Origin of the sequence: Pseudomonas sp. AAC, assembly GCF_000725445.1 — a bacterium.
GTDB classification, from domain to species: Bacteria; Pseudomonadota; Gammaproteobacteria; order Pseudomonadales; family Pseudomonadaceae; genus Pseudomonas; species Pseudomonas citronellolis.
In genome coordinates this window covers 136,971-155,785 of record NZ_KL647097.1, presented here as the reverse complement: position 1 = coordinate 155,785, position 18,815 = coordinate 136,971, and the positions used below count along the sequence as shown (strand labels likewise).

Below are 18,815 nucleotides of genomic sequence, written 5' to 3'. Positions count from 1 at the left end.
AGTACTACAGGGCCTTGTCGGTGCGTGGATCGGTGGCAGCCGAAACACGCGTGGGAACTAGCAAACGGACGGACCGAGTATGAGCAATATCGTTTCATTACGCAACACCGGGGGGTTTACCCGGATGGACAACAGCTTGATGGAATCGCTGGCCAAGGTGGATTTGCCTGCCCGCGAGTTCCGAGTGCTTTTCGCGATATGCCGCCAGACGATTGGATATCAAGTTGAGGCAAAGCGCCTCACCGCCGACGAGATTGGCGCGCTGACCAACATGCGCCGGGACGTGGTTTCCAAAGCGATCAGCCATCTTCTCGAGCGCCGCATTCTGTTCCGTATCGGTGGTAGCCGCGGTGAGATCGGCGTATCGCCCGCCAACGAGTGGGTATTCCACGAAGAGAAGAAAAATAGTCTCAGTGAGACCAAATCGTCTCACTCGGACAATGTGATCTCACTCGGCGATAAGGCGAGTGAGACCAAAATTGCTCACTCCCTTCTCTATACAAAGAAAAAAGATCTACCCCCTGAAACTGTTCCTTCGGAACAGATTTCCGCCCCCCAGGGGGCTGACCACCCGCCGGTCGAGAAATCCAACGGGGTTTCGTTCGATGGCGAGGAGTTCCACGTCGAACCCGATCTGATCACCAAATGGTCCAGCGCCTACGCCCCGGTCGACGTGGAAACCGAAGTTTCCCGAGCTGCCGTCTGGGCTGCCGCGAACCCCCGCAAGGCGAAGAAGGATTGGCGCCGTTTCCTGGTCAACTGGCTGGCCAAGCGCGCCACCAAGGCCGTGAGCGAGGCTGGCGTTCCTGTCGACAAGATCATCGACCTGTACCACCGGACTTGCCCGAACCTGCCGGCCGTCTCGGTTGCTGGCGACAAGGTTCTCCGCGCCCTGATCGTCGAGCGCTGGAACGAGAGCGACAAGCACCATGCTAGTCCGCTGTGGAAGACCATCTTCGAACGTGCCAATCGCCTGAGCCAGGTCTGGTATCGCGGCGCCAACGTTGTACCGCGCCTCGAAGTGATCTGCTCGCGAGCCGTGTTCCGCCAGTTGGAGGAGCAGGCATGATCGAACTTCACAGCCTCGAAGCGGAGCACGGCGTGATTGGCGCCATGCTCAAGCAGCCGCACCTGATCAGCGTCATCGCCGACGAGCTTTCGCCGGACGCGTTCGCCTACTCCGTCAACGCCGAACTGTATCGCCTGATCCTCGACCTGGAGTCGGCCGGCACGCCGGTTGACATCATCACTCTGGGCGAAGCCAAGGAGTGCCTTTCGGATGAAACCCGCACGATGGCCTATGCCGGCGAGATCATGCTCAACACGCCGAGCGTGGCCAATGCCAAGGAATACGCCCGTATCGTTCGTGAGCGCGCTATCTCCCGCCAGATCGCGGACGCCGCCAGCGGGATTGAGCAGATCGCCCACGAGAACTGCGCCATCGAGGACAAGATCGCCCAGGCGCAAGCCCTGGTGCTCAGCCTGGATGCAGGGGGCGCTGATGGTGAGTGCCAGATGGTTGGGGACATCCTGCGCGACCATGTCGAAGTGCTTCAGGAGCGCCATGACCGCGCGCAGAAAGGCGACACCCTGGATGGGCTGAGCACTGGCATTCCCGACCTTGACCAGTACATGCAAGGCCTGAAGCCAGGGCAGATGATCGTCATCGCTGGTCGCCCCGCAATGGGCAAAACCACCCTGGCGATGAACATCGCGGCAGACGTGGCCATCAAGCAGAACAGGCCGGTCCTGGTGATCAGTCTCGAGATGACCAAGAGCCAACTGATGGATCGCCTGATCGCGGCCGTCGGCGGGATACCCCTGCAGAACCTCAAGGACGGCTCCTGTACCCACAAGGAGTCGACCGAACTCGCTGCCGCCACCCTGAAGCTGCGCGACGCCAAGATCGCCGTGAGCGACGTACCGGTCATGACGATGCCGCGCATCCGCTCAATCGCTCGCCGGCAGAAGCACCGCATGGGCGACCTTGGCCTGATCGTCATCGACTACCTGGGCCTCGTGGAAGGAGAGGGCAAGGGGAGGGTAGATGACGTCACCACCATGTCGCGCCAGATGAAGCTGTTGGCTAGGGAGATCGGATGCCCGGTGCTCCCGCTCTGCCAGCTCAACCGCGGATGTGAGTCTCGCCCCGATAAGCGCCCGGTGCTCAGCGACCTGCGCGAGTCCGGCGCCATCGAGCAAGACGCGGACATCGTGATGTTCGTGTACCGGGACGAGGTCTATTTCCCGAACAGCGAGAAGAAGGGCATTGGCGAAATCCTGATCCGGAAGAACCGGGATGGGGAGATCGGCAGCGTCTTCACCGCCTTCCAGGGGAGCAAGTCCCGGTTCGTCCCCCTGGCAAGCCACTACCGCGAACAGCCTGAGCAGAAGGAGGACTGGTGATGAAAGAGCGCCGGACCATCTACCAGCACCAGGGATACAAGCTCCGCTCGTACACCGAGCTGATGTGGGCTCGGCTCATGGACGCGCTGGATATTTTCTATCTCTACGAGCCTCACCTGCTCCAGGTTGAAGGCTGCAAGTACCTGCCTGACTTCTACTTGCCGTCGGCTGACATGTACCTGGAAGTCAAAGGAACGCGGCCGACCGATATCGAGAAGGCAAAAGCCGAACAGGTTCACGCGACAACGGGGCGCCCAGTTGTGTTTCTGGTTTACAGGCCGCAGAGCGACACCCGCGGATTCATGAATTGCTACCTGCTGGTTCCGCGCGATGACGAGTGGGCAACCATGTCGCTGGATTGGCTTGGTCAGATTTTTCTGAAAGCAGCCGGCGAGTACGCCTGGCACAGGGCGATTCTCTCGGTTCGCGAAAACATCCTGGATTGTCTGCGTCCAGCCAGCGAAGTCCTTGATGAGGTCCTCCTCGAAATGATGGGCAGGAGCGAAGCGGAGGACTGCCTCCGGCTTACCCATAAACGAACCAATGATGATCGCCGCTCGATTGACCGCGAACTGTCGATTTCAGACCGCGGCATCGCTTGGTGGCGCAACCGTTACTTCCCCACAGGGACTGGTCCTGCCGCATCAGATTCGGCAGGAAGGAGAGCCGCCCAATGAAACGCTCCTGGAACGTCCTCATCCCTGGCCGCTCGCCCTTCGTGATGATCCTGATGGAAGACTGCGACCCGCTGGAGGTCGTGCAGAGCATCTGGCCGGAGGCGACTGTGCAATGAACAAACGAGAACTGCAGATGCTGGAGAACGTGTTCTGGGCTGAGGTTCAAGACCGTCTCCCATTCCAGACCAAATCCAAGGTTGCCCATGACCTGGCTGAGCGCGGATATCTCCAACGCGGAACCCGCATGTTCGGTCGCGTGGAGGTCAGCGGCTACTACCTGACTCACGCCGGCCGGATCACCTATTGCACGTCATGTCGTAATGTGGAGGAGGTTGGCCATGACTGACTTCACCATCATCGCCACGCTCTCCTTCTGCGCCAACTTCTGCTTCGTGCGTCGGAGCGTGGTTGGGATCGTTGCCTGCATCGCTCTGGCTGCAGTCATAGGAGTTGCCTGAATGGACATCGTGGATATTGCCAACGACTACGCCGAGCAGGAGCTAGCAGACCGTCTCTTTGGCCGCGTGCAGTACGTAGGACAGAGCGCTACTCACTGCGAGGACTGCGGTGAGGAGATTCACCTGCTGCGGCGGGAGGCTGTTGCGGGTGTGCAGAAATGCCTGGACTGCGCGGAGATGGAGGAACGTCGCCATGGGTAGTGTCGAGAAAATTTTCGCCGGCGACGTAATTGACGACGCTAATCAGTTCTTCGCGCCGATGTCTGCCGACCTCGTGGACGGCCTGATCGGCCAGTACAACACGACCCGCGCCAGAATCAGCGCCATGGCCCAAGCCGTTCGCTCTGAGCAGTGCCACGGCGTGCTGCACTACTTCGTCGAGGGCAACGTCTCTGAGCAGCGCCACACGCTGCCGAAGGCCGTGGACCAGCTGTTCCGGGTGGAAGGCGCGATCGCCCAGCTAAATGCCGACTTCTGGAACCGCGCGCTTCGACTGACGGACGTGCTCGACTACATGCCGCAGGCGCGCCGCGAAGAGTGGTTCGAGCAGATCCGCAACCCGGAAGGGCGCAAGGCGAACCGCCATACCGGCGAGAAGGATATGCCTGCACTGCCGGAGTTCGAGGAACAGACCGTGCGGGCCACCCTGGGCGGCCTGCTGGCCAACCGCGCGCAGTTCCTCGCTGAGCGCGTCGACGGCATCTTCCGCGCCCTGAGCCGCCAGCACGTGACGAACCAGCCGCAGGGCTTCGGCAAGCGAATGATCATCCAGAACGTGTTCAGCTATCAGACCCACGGCCACATCAACGACCTGCGCTGTGTGATCGCGAAGTTCATGGGCCGCGACGAGCCGAAGTACGGCGCGACGGACCCTGTGACTAAGGCGGCGAGCCGCCAGAATGGCCAGTGGATGACGGTCGACGGCGGGGCGCTGCGCATTCGCGTCTACGGCGGGGTCGGCACGGCCCACCTTGAAGTCCACCCGGACATGGCCTGGCGCCTCAATGGCATCTTGGCCAGCATGTACCCGGCGGCAATCCCGGCCGAGTTCCGGACGAAGCCGAAGCGCGCGAAGAAGATCAAGGACTTCGAGCTATTCGACCGGCCGCTTCCGTTCGCTGTGGTCGGCATACTGGCGGGCATGCGCCAGGCAAGCGAGCGCATCAAGCCCGACTGGCCGGAGCGCTACCGCGACATCCCCAACGCCCTGCGCTTCGACTACGGCCAATACGACAAGGCCGCGATGGCCGAGGCCGAAAATGTGTTGGTCGCCCTCGGTGGCGTGAAGGAAAAAGGCTACTGGCAGTTCGACTATCACCCGCGCGAGGTGCTGGACCAGGTAGTTTGCTCAGGCTGCATCCCCGACCACAAGTCGCATCAGTTCTATCCAACTCCTGCGGGCGTTGCTGAGAAGGCAATCGAGTTTGCGAAAATTGGTCAGGATCATACCTGCCTTGAGCCGAGCGCCGGACAAGGCGGTCTGGCTGACCTAATGCCGTCCTCACGTACCATCTGCGTTGAGATCAGCGATCTGCACTGTCAGATCCTGAAGGCTAAGGGGCACGTCACCATGCAGGCGGACTTCCTGCAGTTCGTTAGCGAGAAGCCGTTCGATCGCATCGTGATGAACCCTCCCTTCAGTGAGGGCCGGTGGCAGGCGCACCTGCAGCACGCCGCCAGCATGCTGAACCCAGCCGGCGGCCGCCTCGTCGCCGTGCTGCCGTCTAGCGCGAAGGGCAAGCAGCTGCTCGAAGGCTTCGACCACGAGTATTCGCAGGTCTTCGAGAACGAGTTTGCCGGAACCTCGGTCAGCGTGGTGATCCTTGCTGCGGAGGTGCGCCATGGCTAACCCATCCTTCCCCATCCGCACCGAGCAGGACCGCTCCCGTGCAATCGCCATCCTGCAGCGCCTCGACCTGAGTGAAGGCAAGTCATGGAGCCTGAAGGATTCGGCTCGCAGTGATGCGCAGAACAGACGTTTATGGGCCATGTTGCGCGATATCTCGCGCCAGGTTGAGTGGTATGGCCGGAAGCTGGACGAAACGAGCTGGAAGCACATCTTCAGCGCCGCGGTTCAGCAACAGGATGCCGTCCCGGGCATCAACGGTGGGTTTGTGGTCCTGGGCGTCTCCACCCGCAAGCAATCCAAGAAGTGGTTCAACGAGATGTTCCTGGTGATGGAAGCCTTCGCCGCCGAGCGTGGCGTGAAGTTCACCACGCGGGATTACTGGGAGGGTGCGGCATGAGCAAATTCAAGGCAGGAGATCTGGCGCTTGTGATCAATCACACCTTCCCTCCGGTGGTTGGAACCTGCGTCGAACTGATAAGCCGCCATTTGGTTGGACCGGTTGACCGTTCAAATCCGATGGACCCAGGTGTCTACGAGACGCCTGACGGCGAGCCGGTGTGGGTAGTGGACGATCAAGGCGCCATCGTTTGGGAGAAGTGGCTCATGCCGCTTCGGGGAGACTTCCAGCCCGAGCAGCAGAAGGCGAAGGAGGTGGAGGTATGAGCAAGTTCACCATCTTCATTCTCGGCATGACCTTTTTGTCGCTCATCACTGGTCAGATTTCATCGGCTCTTTGGTTCGCCTCGGCGGCGCTGATTTTGGAGTTCGTATGAACCTCTCTCCCCGCAAACCCAAGCCCAGGACGTGCGAAAACCCATCCTGCAAGGCGACCTTCACGCCGCACCCGATGCGTCTTGGGCAGAAGGCATGCTCTCCAGCCTGCGCATTCGTGATCGGAAGGCAAGACGCCGGCTTGCAGAAGAAGGCCCGGAAATCCATCGCCGACCGCAACCGCCGTGAGATCAAAGCACGCAAGGAGAAGCTGAAGAGCAGGGCGGAGCACCTGAAGGAGTGCCAGGCCATCTTCAACCAGTACATCCGGCTACGGGATGCGGACAAGCCCTGTGTGAGCTGTGGCCGTCCCGCCACCTGGGATGGCCAATGGCACGCATCGCACTACCGCAGCGTCGGTTCAACGCCGGCTCTTCGATTCGAGCCGCTCAACGTGCACCGCGCTTGTTCCATCTGCAACTCCCACCTGAGCGGCAACATCATGGGATACCGGCCCGAGCTGGTACGTCGGATCGGGGAAGAGGCCGTGCAGATCCTGGAAGGGCCTCATGAGCCCCTGAAGCTGACCATCGAGGACATCAAAGCACTGAAGGCCAAGTTCCGGGCCTGGGTGCGTGAATTGAAGAAGGCCATCGCATGACCTGGAGAGCGAAACGTTACAACCCATCGCCGAGAGAGCGCCTTCAGGAAGCACGGGAGCGCCGACAGCATCAGCTGCGCCCGCATCCCTTGCTCATATCAGGGAAGCGGCGCAACGCCTTCATCTGGCGCTACCTGGCCGGAAAGTTCGAGAGGGACGCATGACACTAGCCGAATACGTAGCCCAGCAATGGGCAATCCTTCGAGAGTACGGGCTGATCAAGGGGGAAGGGGAATGAAGCTGAACAGTGCGCGACAAGCCTGGCACGACGCCTACTACCAGCCCTGGGATTCGGTCATGACCCACGTCCTGGAAATGGCCCAACTCGAAGCTTCAGTGCAGAAAACCGAGAAGCAACGCGGTACCGGTCATGCTATGCATCAAGCGCTGGCCGGCCGGGTGCAGATCGCTATCGCCACGTTGCCCGGCTATATCCAGGCATTCGGTCATTGGATGTACAGCCCACTGTCCTTCGTCGACCACAAGGAAACCGCCGAAGCCGCTGTCGCCTTGTTCGCCTACGACAGGCACGGCCGCATGACAGCCAAGAAGGCCGAGCGCGCCAAGTACGTCGCGGCTGGAGTGCTGCATCGGTATCGCCGGATGCACCAAGGCGGACAGAGCTCTATGGCCGACCCGCTGCTATCGCCGGAAGCGTTCCGCGCCTGGCTGGATGAAGAGTACGGGGTGCGCCTCTCCAGCGAGCAATGGAGCAGGGAATGGGGCGCCTTTATCCAGCACTGCTTCGACGTCTGCAACGACCTGGACAAGCAGGCTCTGGCGCCGGTGGCGGCCGTTATTGGCGAGATGAAGGAGGCGGCATGATCGAACTAGCGGAGCTCAAGAAGTGGCTGCATTACAGCCCGCTCGCCGGAGTGTTTGAGTGGCGAAGATCGGGGCATGCCATTCGCGCCGGCGCGCTCGCTGGATCTGTCTGCAAGGACACCGGCTACATCGAGGTGAGACTGCGCGGGAAGCATTACAAAGCTCATCACCTTGCTTGGATCTACATGACGGGCGTCTGGCCGGAAAGCGACATCGACCACAAGGACGGCGACCGCACGAACAATGCGTTCGGCAATCTGAGGCTGGCAACAAAGAGCCAGAACCAATGGAACAAACGTCTGAGCAAGGCCAGCACCTCTGGCGTGAAAGGCGTGAACTACGACAGGCCTACAAGGAAATGGAGGGCAACCGTCGGAATGGACGACAAGAAGGTTCATGTTGGTCTGTTCAAGACAAAGGAAGAGGCCGAGTTGGCGGTGAAGGAGAAGCGCACTGAATTGCACGGCGAGTTCGCGAATCACGGCCTGCATGGGTATGAAATCGAAGAACTAGAAAACGCATCGTTATAACGTTGACTTAAATGTCCGGCTGGTTCATCATCTTTCCCATATTGCGGTTCTGCCCCCAAAACAGAATCAGCACACCCAAAGCCCTGGCCAATGCCGGGGCTTCGTTGTTTCTGGAGACTGTAAATGACTCAGAGCTATATCGGCACCAAGCAGATTTTGGCCTGGGAACAGGACAAGGACGGCCAGCCCGGATATTCGGTTAAATACGCAGACGGCTATGTGAGCTGGAGCCCAAAGGATGTTTTCGAGTCGGCCTATCTTCCCATCGGCCATGTCAATCACCTGCCTGCGCACCAGCAGCGAGTGATTGGCGAGAAAGCGCAGTTGGATGACAAGGTCAGCAAGCTGGCCGCCTTCCTCGATGCCGAATTCTTTCGTTCTCTGGATGCTGCCGAGCAAGAGCGCCTGACCGTTCAACTCGGCGCCATGCGCGAATATCAGCAAATTCTGGCTGAGCGCATCGCAGTCTTCTGAGCCAGGAGGCCGCCATGTCCACTCGCCCGAACGACATCGCCACCCTGAACATCATCGGCTGGACCGTCATCAGCGTCCTGACCTTCCTGGTCATCAGCCTCATCTAGTTTCCGCGCTCCCCAGCGCTTTTGCCCGGTATAGCCGTAGGCCCCGGGCGTTTTCTTCGCCGCTATAGCTCAGCCGGTAGAGCAACCGCCTTGTAAGCGGAAGGCCCAGGGTTCGAATCCTTGTGGCGGCACCAGCAGATGGCATGTAGCTCAGAAGGTAGAGCAGCGCACTGTTAATGCGCCGGTCCGGGGTTCGAGTCCCTGCTTGCCAGCCATCCCTGTTCCACACGCGCAGTGCCTGCCCGGCGAAGGGCTAGGACAACCGAGATGCCACGAATGAAAGAAGATCCCAGCTTCTGGGCTGCACTGCTGGCTTGGCTCTCCCTGCACCAGCCGCAGATCTATGCCGGTCTGACGGCTGGCCTCACCGCGCTGGTGCGTGTGATCTATGGCGGGGGCGGACGGCGCCAGATGATGCTCGAAGGCGCCCTGTGCGGCCTGATCGCCGTCTCCCTGGTGCCTGTCCTGGAGTACCTGAGCCTCCCCAGCAACCTCGCCACCTTCGCCGGCTGCATGGTCGGCTTCATGGGGGTGGAGAAGATCAGGGACTACGCCGACCGCTGGCTTGGTCGGAAGGCTGACCAGGCGTGAGCGCAGACCTCAAGGTCGTCCAGTTCCAGCGCGAAGGCTGGCGAGATGCCGTTCAGGCCCTCGAGAGCGTCATCGAACAGCTGAAGAGCGGCGATCTTTCTCCCTGCGAGATTGGCGCCCTAGCGATGATGGGCGAGAACGGTCAGGTCGAGATATTCGGCTTCGGTCCCAAGGCAGACGACCTGCAGGTGCTGGCCATGTTCAGGCTAGGCGAGGCTTCTTGGATGGATTACGTGCTCTCACGGGAAGACTGATGCCGAGGCCCATGCCGCCCGCCACCATTGGCCAGTTCGCCGAAGGTGAGGATTGGGCAGATGCCTATATCCCCGCTCCAGAGGTTCTGGAGTGGGTCATGGCCACCTTCGTCAGTGATGGTGGAGAACTCTACAACGAAGACCACGCCCACCTGCAGGACGCGCCTATCGCGTTCCTCTGGGCAGCCTCCGGTTTCGAGAAGCAAGGCCGTCTGGTGCTCGGCCAGTGCGAGGAAGTCACCTTCCGCTGTAGTGCATGGCAGAAGGGCAGGCAGGAGCAGCAGATGCTCCGATGGTTCGGTTACTTGCCGGCCTACCTGATCACTCTGGCTGCGGACTACTGCGCGGAGTGCAGTGATGTGGACTTTTTGCGGCTGGTCGAACACGAACTGATGCACATCGCTCACGCCACGGATCAGTACGGCGCCCCGAAGTTCACGCAGGAAGGCCTGCCCAAGCTCAAGCTGCGCGGCCACGACGTCGAAGAGTTCGTCGGTGTGGTTCGTAGGTACGGCGCAAGTGAGGGGGTCAAGGCCCTGGTCGAGGCGGCAAACAACCCGCCCGAGGTGGCGAAGATCAACATCGCGAGGGCCTGCGGAACCTGCCTGCTGAAGTCGGCCTGATAACTGACAGGTTCTGACGGATGACGACCATATGGCAGCACTACGAAGCGAGGTCAAAGCCTTCATAGTCCAGGCCTTGGCCTGCTTTGACACGCCGTCGCAGGTTGCTGAGTCGGTCAAGAAAGAGTTCGGCATCGAGCTGAGCCGGCAGACCTGCGAGTCTCATGACCCAACCAAGTACGCCGGGCGTGGTCTTGCGAAAAAGTGGGCAGACCTCTTCCACGAGAGCCGCAAACGCTTCCGGGAGGAGACTGCGGACATTGCCATCGCCAACCGGGCTTTCCGGCTACGAGTGCTCGAGCGGATGGCGACCAAGACCGAGAGCTCGAAGAACTATTCGCTCACTGCTCAACTGCTGGAGCAGGCGGCGAAGGAAGTAGGGGATGCCTACGTGAATCGCCAGGCAAAGGTCGAATCGGGCCCGGAGGACATCCCGCCAACCCGGGTAGAGGTCGAGATCGTCGACGCCAGGAAGCGCGATGCCGACGCTTAACGTGCCGCAGGGGCAGTTCCTGATGCTGCCGCACAAGTTCCGCGGGTTCGTGGCAGGGTTCGGCTCTGGTAAGACCTGGGTGGGTTCGGCCGGCATCTGCAAGCACGTCTGGGAGTGGCCTGGGATCAACTCCGGGTACTTCGCCCCGACCTACCCGCAGATCCGAGACATCTTCTTCCCGACCATCGAGGAAGTCGCCTTCGACTGGGGCCTGAAGGTCAAGACGAAGGAGAGCGATAAGGAGGTCGAGTTCTACAGCGGTGGCCAGTACCGCAGCACGACCATCTGCCGCTCAATGGAGAAGCCGCAGACCATCGTGGGCTTCAAGATCGGGCACGCTCTGGTCGATGAGCTGGATGTGCTGCCGGTGCTCAAGGCCCAGCACGCCTGGCGCAAGATCATTGCTCGGATGCGCTACAACGTGCCCGGACTGAAGAACGGGGTGGACGTCACTACGACGCCCGAGGGCTTCAAGTTCGTCCACCAGCAGTTCGTGAAGCAGCTGCGTGAGAAGCCGCACCTGGCCGACCTATACGGCCTGGTACAGGCCAGTACCTACGACAACGAGTTGAACCTGCCGGCGGACTACATCCCATCGCTGATGGAGTCATACCCGCCACAGCTGATCCAGGCATACCTGGAAGGCCTCTTCGTCAACCTGACGTCAGGAACGGTCTACCACGCCTACGACCGCAAGCTGAACGGTTGCACCGACGAGCTCAAGCCGGCCGAGCCGCTGCACATCGGCATGGACTTCAACGTTGGCAAGATGTCCGCGATCACCCATGTGAAGCGCGACGGCTTGCCCAGGGCGGTGGACGAGATCACCAAGGGCTACGACACGCCCGACATGATCCAGAAGATCAAGGAGCGCTATTGGCGCTTCGACGGCAACACCTACCAGAAGACCTGCGAGATCACGATCTACCCGGACGCCTCGGGGGATTCACGCAAGTCGGTGAACGCGAGCACCACCGATATCGCACTGCTCAAGCAGGCCGGATTCAAGGTGAAGGCCCCGGAGGCTAACCCGCCTGTCAAGGACCGGGTGAACGCGATGAACGCCATGTTCCTTAACGCCGCCGGTGAGCGCCGCTACCTGGTGAACGAGGATCGCTGCCCGACCTATGCCGACTGCCTGGAGCAGCAGGTATGGGCAGAGAACGGTGAGCCTGACAAATCGCAAGGCGCCGACCACGCGAACGACGCGGGCGGCTACTTCATCCATAACCAGTTCCCGATTGTTCGCCGTATTGCCACCTCAGAGCCCCTAAGGATGTAACCCAATGAGCGATGATCCGAGCATCGTCAGCGCCGACGTGCAGAAGATGCGTGCCCATTGGGCCATCGTCAGTCCGCTGATGGGAGGGACAGGGGCGATGCGTGTTGCCGGGGAGAAATTGCTTCCGCGCTGGCCGGCCGAGGACTCCGAGTCCTACAGGTGCCGTCTCATGACGTCGACCTTGCTGCCCGCGTATTCGGAAACCGTGGTGAACATGGGCAGCCGGGTGTTCGCTGAGCCAATCCACCTGATGGATGACGTCCCGGCGCGCCTGCGCGAGTACTGGCAGGACATCGACCAGCAGGGTAACAACGGCACCGTGTTTGGCCGTGGCTGGTTTGAAGATGCCCTGGCTAAGGCGATCAGCTTCGTCTACGTCGACTACCCGCAGAGCCCGGCGAGCGAGTCGGAGGGCGAGACCATTGTCACCGAGGCAGATGTCATCGCTACCGGCGCGCGGCCCTACGCTATCCACATCCGCCCGGAGCAGGTCCTGGGCTGGAAGGAATCAGGCGGTCAGCTCCTGCAGTTCCGCTACGAAGAGTGCGTTTACGAGGATGAGGGCGCTTTCGGACAGAAGGCTGTCGCGCAGATCCGCGTGCTCGAGCCGGGAAGCTGGGCCATCTACCGGCAAGCTGGAAAGGATGGGTGGTACGTCCACGACAGCGGGACCTCCAGCCTCAGCTACATCCCGATCGTGCCGTTCTACACCAAGCGCACTGGCTTCCTCACCGGCAAGCCGCCGCTGATGGAACTGGCGTATCTGAACGTCAAGCACTGGCAGAGCCAGAGCGACCAGGACACGATCCTGCACTACGCTCGGGTGCCGATTCTATTCGGCGCTGGCTTCGAGCAAGACCACGCCGTTGTCGTTGGTGGTGGCACGCTCGTGAAGAACGAAAAGGCCGAGGCGAAGCTTTCCTACGTCGAGCACGAGGGCAAGGCCATCGACGCCGGCCGCAACTCGCTGAAAGACCTGATCGATGAGATGCGCATCGCCGGCGCCAAGCTTCTACGCCTGGAGAATGCCGCGCCGAAGACGGCGGAGCAGGCCCAGGAAGACGCCGCGATCGAGATGTCGCCGCTCCAGATGATGTCCGGGCAGTTCGAAGACTCCGTTGCACAGGTTCTGCAGATCATGGCCGACTACATCGGCGAGGCAAATGGCGGTCATGTGCAGGCCCGCGGCAACTTCGAGACGGACTACGTGCCTGAGATCACGACGCCCACCCTGCTGAACATGGCCGTGCAGGGCAAACTCTCCGACGAGACCCTGTTCGGCGAGTATCAGCGCCGCGGCATCCTGTCGAGCGAACTGGACTGGGAGTCGGAGAAGGAGCGCATTGACCAGCAAGGTCCTCCGCTCGGGCTGATGGGCGCCGGCAGTGGCAACGGTTAACAACAAGCTTGCCGACGCCGAGGTCGCGCACGCGATCAGCCTGCAGCGCTTCAGCAACGGTGTCGTCCAGCGGATGATCGCGCTGCTGAACCGGGTCGACAAAGACCTCTTCGGTCAGCTGATGGAAGCGATCGAGCAGATGCCGCCAGGGAGCTTCACCGTGCAGCGTCTGGACCAGTTGCTGCAGTCCGTGAGGTCTCTGAACGCCAAGGCCTATGAGGCACTTGGGAATGCGCTCGATGAAGAACTGCAGGCCTACGCTGCATACGAGGCGGACTACCAGCACAAGCTGTTCCTGAACACCATTCCAGAGCCGGTTCAGGTGGTTGTCCCGGTGAATGCCGTGAATCCGCAGCAGGTCTATGCAGCCGCAATGGCCAGGCCCTTCCAGGGGAAGCTGCTGTCGGAGTTCACCAAGGACCTCGAAGCCAGCCGGATGACCCGCGTTCGCGATGCCATTCGCACTGGATTCGTCGAAGGCGAGACGGTTGACCAGATGGTTCGGCGGATTCGCGGAAGTCGTACCGCCGGCTATGCAGACGGCCTGCTGGAGATCGACCGCCGCAATGCCGAGGCGATCGTTCGGACGTCGGTGAACCACCTGTCGAACTTCACCCGCCAGGCGTTCTATGCGGAGAACGATGACCTGGTGGATGAGTGGCAGTTCCTGGCCACGCTGGATGGTCGGACCACGATCACCTGCGCAAGCCTATCCGGGAAGACCTTCCCGATCGGCAAAGGCCCGCAGCCGCCGCGGCACATCAACTGCCGCAGCACTTCGACGCCGGTGATCAAGTCATGGGAACAACTCGGGCTCACCAAAGAAGAGATCGGCAAAGGAACGCAGGCCAGCATGGATGGTTATGTCGCCGACGACGTGACCTACAGCGATTGGCTGCGCAACAAGCCGGCTGCGTTCCAAGACGAAGTTCTCGGCCCGACTCGCGGCAAGCTGTTCCGCGACGGCAAGGTGGACATCGACAAGTTCACCAACGACAAGGGCAAGGTCTACACCCTGGATGAACTCAAGAAGCGCGACGAAGACCTCTTTGAGCGCGCGGGAGTTGCGGCGTAAGATCGCTGCATGACTGATAAGCACCCATTCAAGGTAATCGACGGTACGCCGCCACCGGACACGCCAAAGCAGCGTGTGATCGACCGTGTGAAGAAGGGGCGCCCCGCGTATCAGGTCAGCTGCCACCGATGCGGCTGCATCGAGGTGATCGAGACCAAGCTCGGCATGATCGTCAAGAACGGAAAGCCATCGGGAGGCACCAAGCAGCTTCTCTGCGCGCACTGCTTCATGAAAGGCGAGCGTGTCGTGCTCATGTGACGCAATCCTGAACATCAAAAGCCCGCCACTGAGCGGGCTTTTTCTTTCCAGCCTCGGCAATGCCGGGGCTTTTTTATGCGCCAAGGGCGCCAACAGTCCCAAGGGGATAACACATGTTCCAACTCAAGCAGCTGTTCATGCAGGAAGAAGGCGGCGAAGGCGGTAACGGTGGTGGCGGCCAAGGGCCGGAGATCACCCCCGAGATCCAAAAGCTCATCGACGACGCAGTGGGCGCAGCGGTAGGCGGCCTCAAGTCGAAGAATACCGAGCTCCTGGGCAAGCTGAAGGAAAGCAGCGACAAGCTGAAGACCTTCGACGGTATCGACCCCGAGGCCGTGAAATCCATCCTGCAGCGCTTCTCGGACGACGAAGAGGCCCAGCTCATCGCGGCGGGCAAGATCGACGAAGTCCTGAGCAAGCGCACCGAACGCATGAAGTCCAGCTATGACCGCGATCTGCAGGCCGCTCGCGAAGAGGCCACCCGTCACCAGTCCCGCACCGAGAAGTTCGCTTCCCGGGTGCTGAAGGGCGAGGTGATCGGCGCTGCCACCGAAGCTGGTGTCCACAAGTTCGCCATGGAGGACGCCATGCTGGCTGCTTCGCGCGACTTCGAGCTGGACGATGAGGGAAACCCCATCGCCAAGGAAGGTCGCTTCGGCAAAGACGGCAAGCCGCTGACCCTCAAGGAGTGGTTCGCGGAGATGAAAGAGACTCGCCCGCACTGGTTCCCTGCCAACGGCAGCGGCAGCGGCGCCGGCGGCACCGGTAGTGAGGTTCGGCCCGGCACCCCGCGGTCCAAGATGACCGCCAAGCAGAAGGCCGAATACATCAGCAAACACGGGAAAGACGCGTATTTCGCGCTTCCCGCCTAAGCCATTGGGAGAATGAATCATGGCCGCAGGCAAAGCTTCTGACTTCAAGGTCTATCAGGACCAGTTCCAGGCTGGCGTCGTTGAGACGCTGACCCAGAACAGCAACGCGTTCAACGCAGCGTCCGCCGGGGCCATCAGCCTCGCCACCATCAGCCGTCGCGGCGACTACTCGCAGCAGGCGTTCTTCAAGAACGTGGCCGGCCTGGTGAGCCGTCGAGACACCACCTCGGTAGCGGATGCCACCATCCTGCCGATGACTCAGGACGAGTGGATCAGCGTCAAGCTGAACCGCAAGATCGGTCCGGTCGACCAAACTCGCGACGCCTTCCGCAAGATCATGGCAGGCCTGGCCGAGGACGAGATGAGCTTCCTGCTCGGCGAAATGGCCGCCAAGGCCATGCAGGTGGAAATGCTCAACTCCGCCCTGCGCGCCGGTCGCGCCGCGCTGAACGCCCAGGCAGCGGTGAAATACACCATCCCCACCAACGGCACCCTGGGCACCGCCGGCCTGGTCTCTGGCCTGTCGAAGTTCGGCGATGCCGCCAGCCAGATCGTCTGCTGGGTGATGCACTCCAAAGCCTACTACGACCTGGTCCAGGCGCAGATCACCGCCAACATCGACGGCGTGTCGAACTTCAACGTGGCCACCGGCACCCCGATCTCCCTGAACCGTCCGGTTCTGGTGACCGACTCCGACGCCCTGGTGATCACTGCCGGTTCCGGCTCGGCCGCCACCACCGACTACATGACCCTCGGCCTCACCGTCGACGGCCTGAAGGTGGAGAACACCGAGGAAGAGGAACTGGTCATCGAGAACGTGACCGGCAAGGAAAACCTGATCACCCGTCTGCAGGGCGAGTTCGCCTACAACATGGGCGTGAAGGGCTTCAAGTGGGACATCGCCAACGGCGGCGCCAACCCGAATGATGCCGCCCTCGGCACCGGCTCCAACTGGGACGCAGTGCGCGGCTCCTACAAGGACTTCGCCGGCGTAATCATCCAGTCCCGCTGACCTCTGAGAAAGCCCCTCTTCGGAGGGGCTGACAGGATGCCCTATGAAGATCGCCATCTATGCCCGTGACCAGCACGTCGCCGCCGAGGCTCTTGCCGCTGGCCTGAAACTGCATGGCCATCGCGCCATCTTCCGCTCGCTGCCGGACTATGGCGACAATTGCCAGGAACAGTTCGATCTGGTCATGGTGGTGGGCCTGCGCGGCCGTGGACAGCGCATCTTCAGCGAATACACCGAGGCTGGTGTTCCGGTGGTGGTGGTCGATTATGGCTATCTCAACCGAGTTAATGGTGTCGACGACTATGTCGATGGCAACTGGCAGGTCAGCCTGGGCGGCCTGAACATGATTCCGGCTTTCGAGTGCCCGCCGGACCGCTTTGAGGCGCTGGGCCTATCCATTCGGCCTCCGGTTGAGAGGAATGGTCCTGTCGTGCTCTGCGGTCAGGTTGTGGGTGACGCTGCCCATCCCTTCGACACTCAAGAGAAACTGGACGAGTGGATTGCCAGTGTCCCGCACGATGAATTCCGGCCCCATCCATTGGCCGGCGGTGAGATAGAACCGCTGGAAGGCCTGTTCGCGCGCGCCAGCAAGATCGTCACCTGGAACAGCAATATCGGTCATGACGCATTGCTCGCCGGCGTACCGGTGGAGGCTCATGGTCCAGCGCCGTATGCCAATGTGGACATGAAGGACCGCGAGGCCTACTTCGCCCGAGTCGCCTACGGCCAATGGACGGTCACGGAGATGGAAGAGGGACTGGCTTCTGCCTTCGTGCTGGAGAAGCTGCTCGGTCAGACGGCCGTGGCTGTGCCGGTCGATGAGGTCACCAACACTCTGACCGAGACCGAGACCGAGACCGAGCAGGCTCTGACTGTCGTCCAGAAGGGCCGCGGTAACTACTCCGTCGTCCGTGCTGATGGCACTGTCGTCGCAGAAGGCCTGAAGAAGGCTGCCGCCGACGCTCTGGCAAAAGGTAAGGCCTGATCATGGCGCTCGTCATCGAGACTGGCGCGGGCCTGCCGGATGCCGATTCCTTCGCCACCGTGGATGAGCTGGTGCAGTTCGCCAGTGACTACGGCTGGACGATCCCGGATGACACCACCGCGCGTGAGGCAATCCTTCGCCGCGCCGGCGTTGCCATGTGGGCTATGGAATGGGTCGGCACCCAGCTTCATGACGAGCAGGGGCTGCCCTGGCCTCGCTACTACACTATCCGCCGTGGCTTCATGGCGGATGGTGCTTCACTGCCTCGCAACATCAAGATGGGGCAGATGGCTCTGGCCTGTGAAATTCACCAGGACGATATCGACCCGCCAGAGGCTCGTACCGGCGCCGTCACCGAGGAGCGCGTAGAGGGCGCCGTCGACGTCAAGTACGGCGCCATCAGCGGGTACAAGGCGAAGGCCGCCGCTGGGCGTCAGTCCGATGGCTTCTTCGCCAAGTACACCTTCGGTCCCTACAACGGTCGACTGGTGCGTGCATGAGTGCCTTCTACGACCGAATGGCTGCGACGGCTCTGCGGCTTATCAGACGGTTCGGCTCGGAGCAGACGCTGCGCGACATCACGCCGGGGACCTATGACCCGGTGAGTGGCGAAACGACCGGCGACACGCCGATCAGCCAACCGGCCCAGCTTCTGCTGCTGGATTACACCTTGCAGGAGTCCGGCCAGCAGTACGCCGAAGGCTCCGAGATTCGCCAGGGCGACAAGAAGATCATCATCGCCGCCAAGGGACTTACCTGGCCGCCGGCGCTTACCACCCGCATAGACGTCGACGGCGTGCTCTGGCAGGTCGTGAACGTCAAGGAAGCGAACCCTGCCGGTACTCCGCTGGTGTATTTCTGCCAGGGGCGCAAGTGATGAGCTTCACCAGCGATATGGATGATGCGGTCAAGAAGATCATCGCCGCCCACGACAAGATTGCCCGGGCTGCGACCATCGACTTCTTCAGCGGCACCGTGAAGGACACCCCGGTTGATACCGGTAGGGCTCGCGGGAACTGGGTGACCACCATCGACACGCCTGCTCAGGGCGAGATCGACCGCGAGGATAAGTCCGGCTCGTCCGTCATCTCCGAGATCGTGGCAAAGACGCCCGAGGGCGCCGGCCAAGAGACCTTCATGTCGAATTCGCTCCCCTACATCGAGGATCTGGAGTACGGCAGCAGCAAGCAGGCGCCCAACGGGATGGTAAGAAGAAATCTCGCCCGCGTGCAGCGCATCGTCGACAAGGCCATCGCCAAGTTCCGAGTCTGAC

The 18,815-nt window shown here is 61.3% G+C and carries 26 protein-coding genes and 2 tRNA genes; all 28 read left to right on the top strand.

The window, feature by feature from the left end; genetic code table 11:
• Positions 1-79: 79 nt before the first annotated feature.
• The 28 genes from FG99_RS14405 to FG99_RS14270 all read left to right on the top strand — a co-directional run bounded on the left by FG99_RS14405 (position 80) and on the right by FG99_RS14270 (position 18,814).
• On the top strand, positions 80-1,069 hold the full coding sequence (locus FG99_RS14405; RefSeq protein WP_043270599.1) for a replication protein: 990 nt from the start codon (positions 80-82) through the stop codon (positions 1,067-1,069).
• Positions 1,066-2,406: a replicative DNA helicase gene (dnaB, locus tag FG99_RS14400; RefSeq protein ID WP_043270597.1), complete on the top strand. Its 1,341-nt coding sequence runs from the start codon at positions 1,066-1,068 to the stop codon at positions 2,404-2,406. The genes FG99_RS14405 and dnaB overlap by 4 nt, the downstream gene beginning before the upstream one ends.
• Positions 2,406-3,083, top strand: coding sequence for a PDDEXK family nuclease (locus tag FG99_RS14395; protein WP_043270594.1), 678 nt, complete (start codon positions 2,406-2,408; stop codon positions 3,081-3,083). The genes dnaB and FG99_RS14395 overlap by 1 nt, the downstream gene beginning before the upstream one ends.
• 112 nt (positions 3,084-3,195) lie before the next feature.
• On the top strand, positions 3,196-3,429 hold the full coding sequence (locus tag FG99_RS14390; protein WP_156060082.1) for a hypothetical protein: 234 nt from the start codon (positions 3,196-3,198) through the stop codon (positions 3,427-3,429).
• A 112-nt stretch (positions 3,430-3,541) separates the two neighbouring features.
• Complete coding sequence (locus FG99_RS14385; RefSeq protein WP_043270590.1) at positions 3,542-3,742, top strand: TraR/DksA C4-type zinc finger protein; 201 nt, start codon at positions 3,542-3,544, stop codon at positions 3,740-3,742.
• A complete protein-coding gene (locus FG99_RS14380) occupies positions 3,735-5,390 on the top strand; it encodes a DUF4942 domain-containing protein (RefSeq protein WP_043270588.1) in 1,656 nt (551 codons plus the stop codon). The genes FG99_RS14385 and FG99_RS14380 overlap by 8 nt, the downstream gene beginning before the upstream one ends.
• Positions 5,383-5,787, top strand: a complete 405-nt coding sequence (locus FG99_RS14375) for a recombination protein NinB (RefSeq protein WP_043270586.1) — start codon at positions 5,383-5,385, stop codon at positions 5,785-5,787. The genes FG99_RS14380 and FG99_RS14375 overlap by 8 nt, the downstream gene beginning before the upstream one ends.
• A complete protein-coding gene (locus FG99_RS14370) occupies positions 5,784-6,053 on the top strand; it encodes a hypothetical protein (protein WP_043270584.1) in 270 nt (89 codons plus the stop codon). Before FG99_RS14375 ends, FG99_RS14370 begins: the two co-directional genes overlap by 4 nt.
• A 106-nt stretch (positions 6,054-6,159) precedes the next feature.
• Positions 6,160-6,762, top strand: a complete 603-nt coding sequence (locus FG99_RS14365; RefSeq protein ID WP_043270583.1) for a recombination protein NinG — start codon at positions 6,160-6,162, stop codon at positions 6,760-6,762.
• Between the two features lie 234 nt (positions 6,763-6,996).
• Positions 6,997-7,587 carry a hypothetical protein gene (locus tag FG99_RS14360; RefSeq protein ID WP_043270581.1) on the top strand — a complete coding sequence of 197 codons (591 nt, stop codon included), beginning with the start codon at positions 6,997-6,999 and terminating at the stop codon, positions 7,585-7,587.
• The gene (locus tag FG99_RS14355; RefSeq protein ID WP_043270579.1) at positions 7,584-8,117 is read left to right on the top strand and encodes an HNH endonuclease; all 534 of its coding nucleotides are present in this window, start codon (positions 7,584-7,586) and stop codon (positions 8,115-8,117) included. Before FG99_RS14360 ends, FG99_RS14355 begins: the two co-directional genes overlap by 4 nt.
• 123 nt (positions 8,118-8,240) lie before the next feature.
• Positions 8,241-8,591: a crAss001_48 related protein gene (locus FG99_RS14350; RefSeq protein ID WP_043270577.1), complete on the top strand. Its 351-nt coding sequence runs from the start codon at positions 8,241-8,243 to the stop codon at positions 8,589-8,591.
• 165 nt (positions 8,592-8,756) lie between these two features.
• Positions 8,757-8,832 (top strand) — tRNA-Thr (locus tag FG99_RS14345).
• Between the two features lie 5 nt (positions 8,833-8,837).
• A tRNA-Asn gene (locus FG99_RS14340) sits at positions 8,838-8,913 on the top strand.
• Between the two features lie 52 nt (positions 8,914-8,965).
• Positions 8,966-9,289, top strand: a complete 324-nt coding sequence (locus FG99_RS14335) for a phage holin, lambda family (protein ID WP_043270575.1) — start codon at positions 8,966-8,968, stop codon at positions 9,287-9,289.
• On the top strand, positions 9,286-9,543 hold the full coding sequence (locus FG99_RS14330) for a hypothetical protein (RefSeq protein ID WP_043270573.1): 258 nt from the start codon (positions 9,286-9,288) through the stop codon (positions 9,541-9,543). Before FG99_RS14335 ends, FG99_RS14330 begins: the two co-directional genes overlap by 4 nt.
• Complete coding sequence (locus FG99_RS14325; RefSeq protein WP_043270571.1) at positions 9,543-10,166, top strand: putative metallopeptidase; 624 nt, start codon at positions 9,543-9,545, stop codon at positions 10,164-10,166. The genes FG99_RS14330 and FG99_RS14325 overlap by 1 nt, the downstream gene beginning before the upstream one ends.
• A 31-nt stretch (positions 10,167-10,197) precedes the next feature.
• Entirely contained in the window at positions 10,198-10,659 is a 462-nt protein-coding gene (locus tag FG99_RS14320; RefSeq protein WP_043270569.1) for a DUF2280 domain-containing protein, read from the top strand.
• Entirely contained in the window at positions 10,646-11,941 is a 1,296-nt protein-coding gene (locus FG99_RS14315) for a terminase large subunit domain-containing protein (protein WP_043270567.1), read from the top strand. The genes FG99_RS14320 and FG99_RS14315 overlap by 14 nt, the downstream gene beginning before the upstream one ends.
• 4 nt (positions 11,942-11,945) lie before the next feature.
• Positions 11,946-13,340, top strand: coding sequence for a DUF4055 domain-containing protein (locus FG99_RS14310; RefSeq protein WP_043270565.1), 1,395 nt, complete (start codon positions 11,946-11,948; stop codon positions 13,338-13,340).
• Positions 13,327-14,415, top strand: coding sequence for a phage head morphogenesis protein (locus FG99_RS14305; protein WP_043270563.1), 1,089 nt, complete (start codon positions 13,327-13,329; stop codon positions 14,413-14,415). The genes FG99_RS14310 and FG99_RS14305 overlap by 14 nt, the downstream gene beginning before the upstream one ends.
• 9 nt (positions 14,416-14,424) lie before the next feature.
• Positions 14,425-14,673, top strand: a complete 249-nt coding sequence (locus FG99_RS14300) for a hypothetical protein (RefSeq protein WP_043270561.1) — start codon at positions 14,425-14,427, stop codon at positions 14,671-14,673.
• A gap of 113 nt (positions 14,674-14,786) precedes the next feature.
• A complete protein-coding gene (locus tag FG99_RS14295) occupies positions 14,787-15,545 on the top strand; it encodes a hypothetical protein (RefSeq protein ID WP_051878889.1) in 759 nt (252 codons plus the stop codon).
• Positions 15,546-15,564: 19 nt separating this feature from the next.
• Positions 15,565-16,557 (top strand): major capsid protein, encoded by a 993-nt coding sequence (locus FG99_RS14290; RefSeq protein ID WP_043270558.1) that lies wholly within the window; start codon positions 15,565-15,567, stop codon positions 16,555-16,557.
• Positions 16,558-16,600: 43 nt separating this feature from the next.
• Complete coding sequence (locus FG99_RS14285; protein ID WP_043270556.1) at positions 16,601-17,542, top strand: hypothetical protein; 942 nt, start codon at positions 16,601-16,603, stop codon at positions 17,540-17,542.
• Between the two features lie 2 nt (positions 17,543-17,544).
• On the top strand, positions 17,545-18,042 hold the full coding sequence (locus FG99_RS14280) for a DnaT-like ssDNA-binding protein (protein ID WP_051878886.1): 498 nt from the start codon (positions 17,545-17,547) through the stop codon (positions 18,040-18,042).
• Positions 18,039-18,419, top strand: coding sequence for a hypothetical protein (locus FG99_RS14275; RefSeq protein ID WP_043270554.1), 381 nt, complete (start codon positions 18,039-18,041; stop codon positions 18,417-18,419). Before FG99_RS14280 ends, FG99_RS14275 begins: the two co-directional genes overlap by 4 nt.
• Entirely contained in the window at positions 18,419-18,814 is a 396-nt protein-coding gene (locus FG99_RS14270) for a hypothetical protein (RefSeq protein ID WP_043270552.1), read from the top strand. The genes FG99_RS14275 and FG99_RS14270 overlap by 1 nt, the downstream gene beginning before the upstream one ends.
• The last annotated feature ends 1 nt before the right edge of the window (position 18,815 follow it).

Excerpts from the sequence above, each read along its gene's own strand:
- FG99_RS14360 (WP_043270581.1), top strand. The coding sequence starts at position 6,997 with ATGAAGCTGAACAGTGCGCGACAAGCCTGGCACGACGCCTACTACCAG.
- FG99_RS14405 (WP_043270599.1), top strand. The coding sequence starts at position 80 with ATGAGCAATATCGTTTCATTACGCAACACCGGGGGGTTTACCCGGATG.
- FG99_RS14390 (WP_156060082.1), top strand. The coding sequence starts at position 3,196 with ATGAACAAACGAGAACTGCAGATGCTGGAGAACGTGTTCTGGGCTGAG.
- FG99_RS14320 (WP_043270569.1), top strand. The coding sequence starts at position 10,198 with ATGGCAGCACTACGAAGCGAGGTCAAAGCCTTCATAGTCCAGGCCTTG.
- FG99_RS14300 (WP_043270561.1), top strand. The coding sequence starts at position 14,425 with ATGACTGATAAGCACCCATTCAAGGTAATCGACGGTACGCCGCCACCG.
- FG99_RS14315 (WP_043270567.1), top strand. The coding sequence starts at position 10,646 with ATGCCGACGCTTAACGTGCCGCAGGGGCAGTTCCTGATGCTGCCGCAC.
- FG99_RS14385 (WP_043270590.1), top strand. The coding sequence starts at position 3,542 with ATGGACATCGTGGATATTGCCAACGACTACGCCGAGCAGGAGCTAGCA.
- FG99_RS14375 (WP_043270586.1), top strand. The coding sequence starts at position 5,383 with ATGGCTAACCCATCCTTCCCCATCCGCACCGAGCAGGACCGCTCCCGT.
- FG99_RS14335 (WP_043270575.1), top strand. The coding sequence starts at position 8,966 with ATGCCACGAATGAAAGAAGATCCCAGCTTCTGGGCTGCACTGCTGGCT.
- FG99_RS14355 (WP_043270579.1), top strand. The coding sequence starts at position 7,584 with ATGATCGAACTAGCGGAGCTCAAGAAGTGGCTGCATTACAGCCCGCTC.
- FG99_RS14325 (WP_043270571.1), top strand. The coding sequence starts at position 9,543 with ATGCCGAGGCCCATGCCGCCCGCCACCATTGGCCAGTTCGCCGAAGGT.
- FG99_RS14380 (WP_043270588.1), top strand. The coding sequence starts at position 3,735 with ATGGGTAGTGTCGAGAAAATTTTCGCCGGCGACGTAATTGACGACGCT.
- FG99_RS14310 (WP_043270565.1), top strand. The coding sequence starts at position 11,946 with ATGAGCGATGATCCGAGCATCGTCAGCGCCGACGTGCAGAAGATGCGT.
- FG99_RS14285 (WP_043270556.1), top strand. The coding sequence starts at position 16,601 with ATGAAGATCGCCATCTATGCCCGTGACCAGCACGTCGCCGCCGAGGCT.
- FG99_RS14395 (WP_043270594.1), top strand. The coding sequence starts at position 2,406 with ATGAAAGAGCGCCGGACCATCTACCAGCACCAGGGATACAAGCTCCGC.
- FG99_RS14365 (WP_043270583.1), top strand. The coding sequence starts at position 6,160 with ATGAACCTCTCTCCCCGCAAACCCAAGCCCAGGACGTGCGAAAACCCA.
- dnaB (WP_043270597.1), top strand. The coding sequence starts at position 1,066 with ATGATCGAACTTCACAGCCTCGAAGCGGAGCACGGCGTGATTGGCGCC.
- FG99_RS14370 (WP_043270584.1), top strand. The coding sequence starts at position 5,784 with ATGAGCAAATTCAAGGCAGGAGATCTGGCGCTTGTGATCAATCACACC.
- FG99_RS14290 (WP_043270558.1), top strand. The coding sequence starts at position 15,565 with ATGGCCGCAGGCAAAGCTTCTGACTTCAAGGTCTATCAGGACCAGTTC.
- FG99_RS14350 (WP_043270577.1), top strand. The coding sequence starts at position 8,241 with ATGACTCAGAGCTATATCGGCACCAAGCAGATTTTGGCCTGGGAACAG.
- FG99_RS14275 (WP_043270554.1), top strand. The coding sequence starts at position 18,039 with ATGAGTGCCTTCTACGACCGAATGGCTGCGACGGCTCTGCGGCTTATC.
- FG99_RS14280 (WP_051878886.1), top strand. The coding sequence starts at position 17,545 with ATGGCGCTCGTCATCGAGACTGGCGCGGGCCTGCCGGATGCCGATTCC.
- FG99_RS14295 (WP_051878889.1), top strand. The coding sequence starts at position 14,787 with ATGTTCCAACTCAAGCAGCTGTTCATGCAGGAAGAAGGCGGCGAAGGC.
- FG99_RS14270 (WP_043270552.1), top strand. The coding sequence starts at position 18,419 with ATGAGCTTCACCAGCGATATGGATGATGCGGTCAAGAAGATCATCGCC.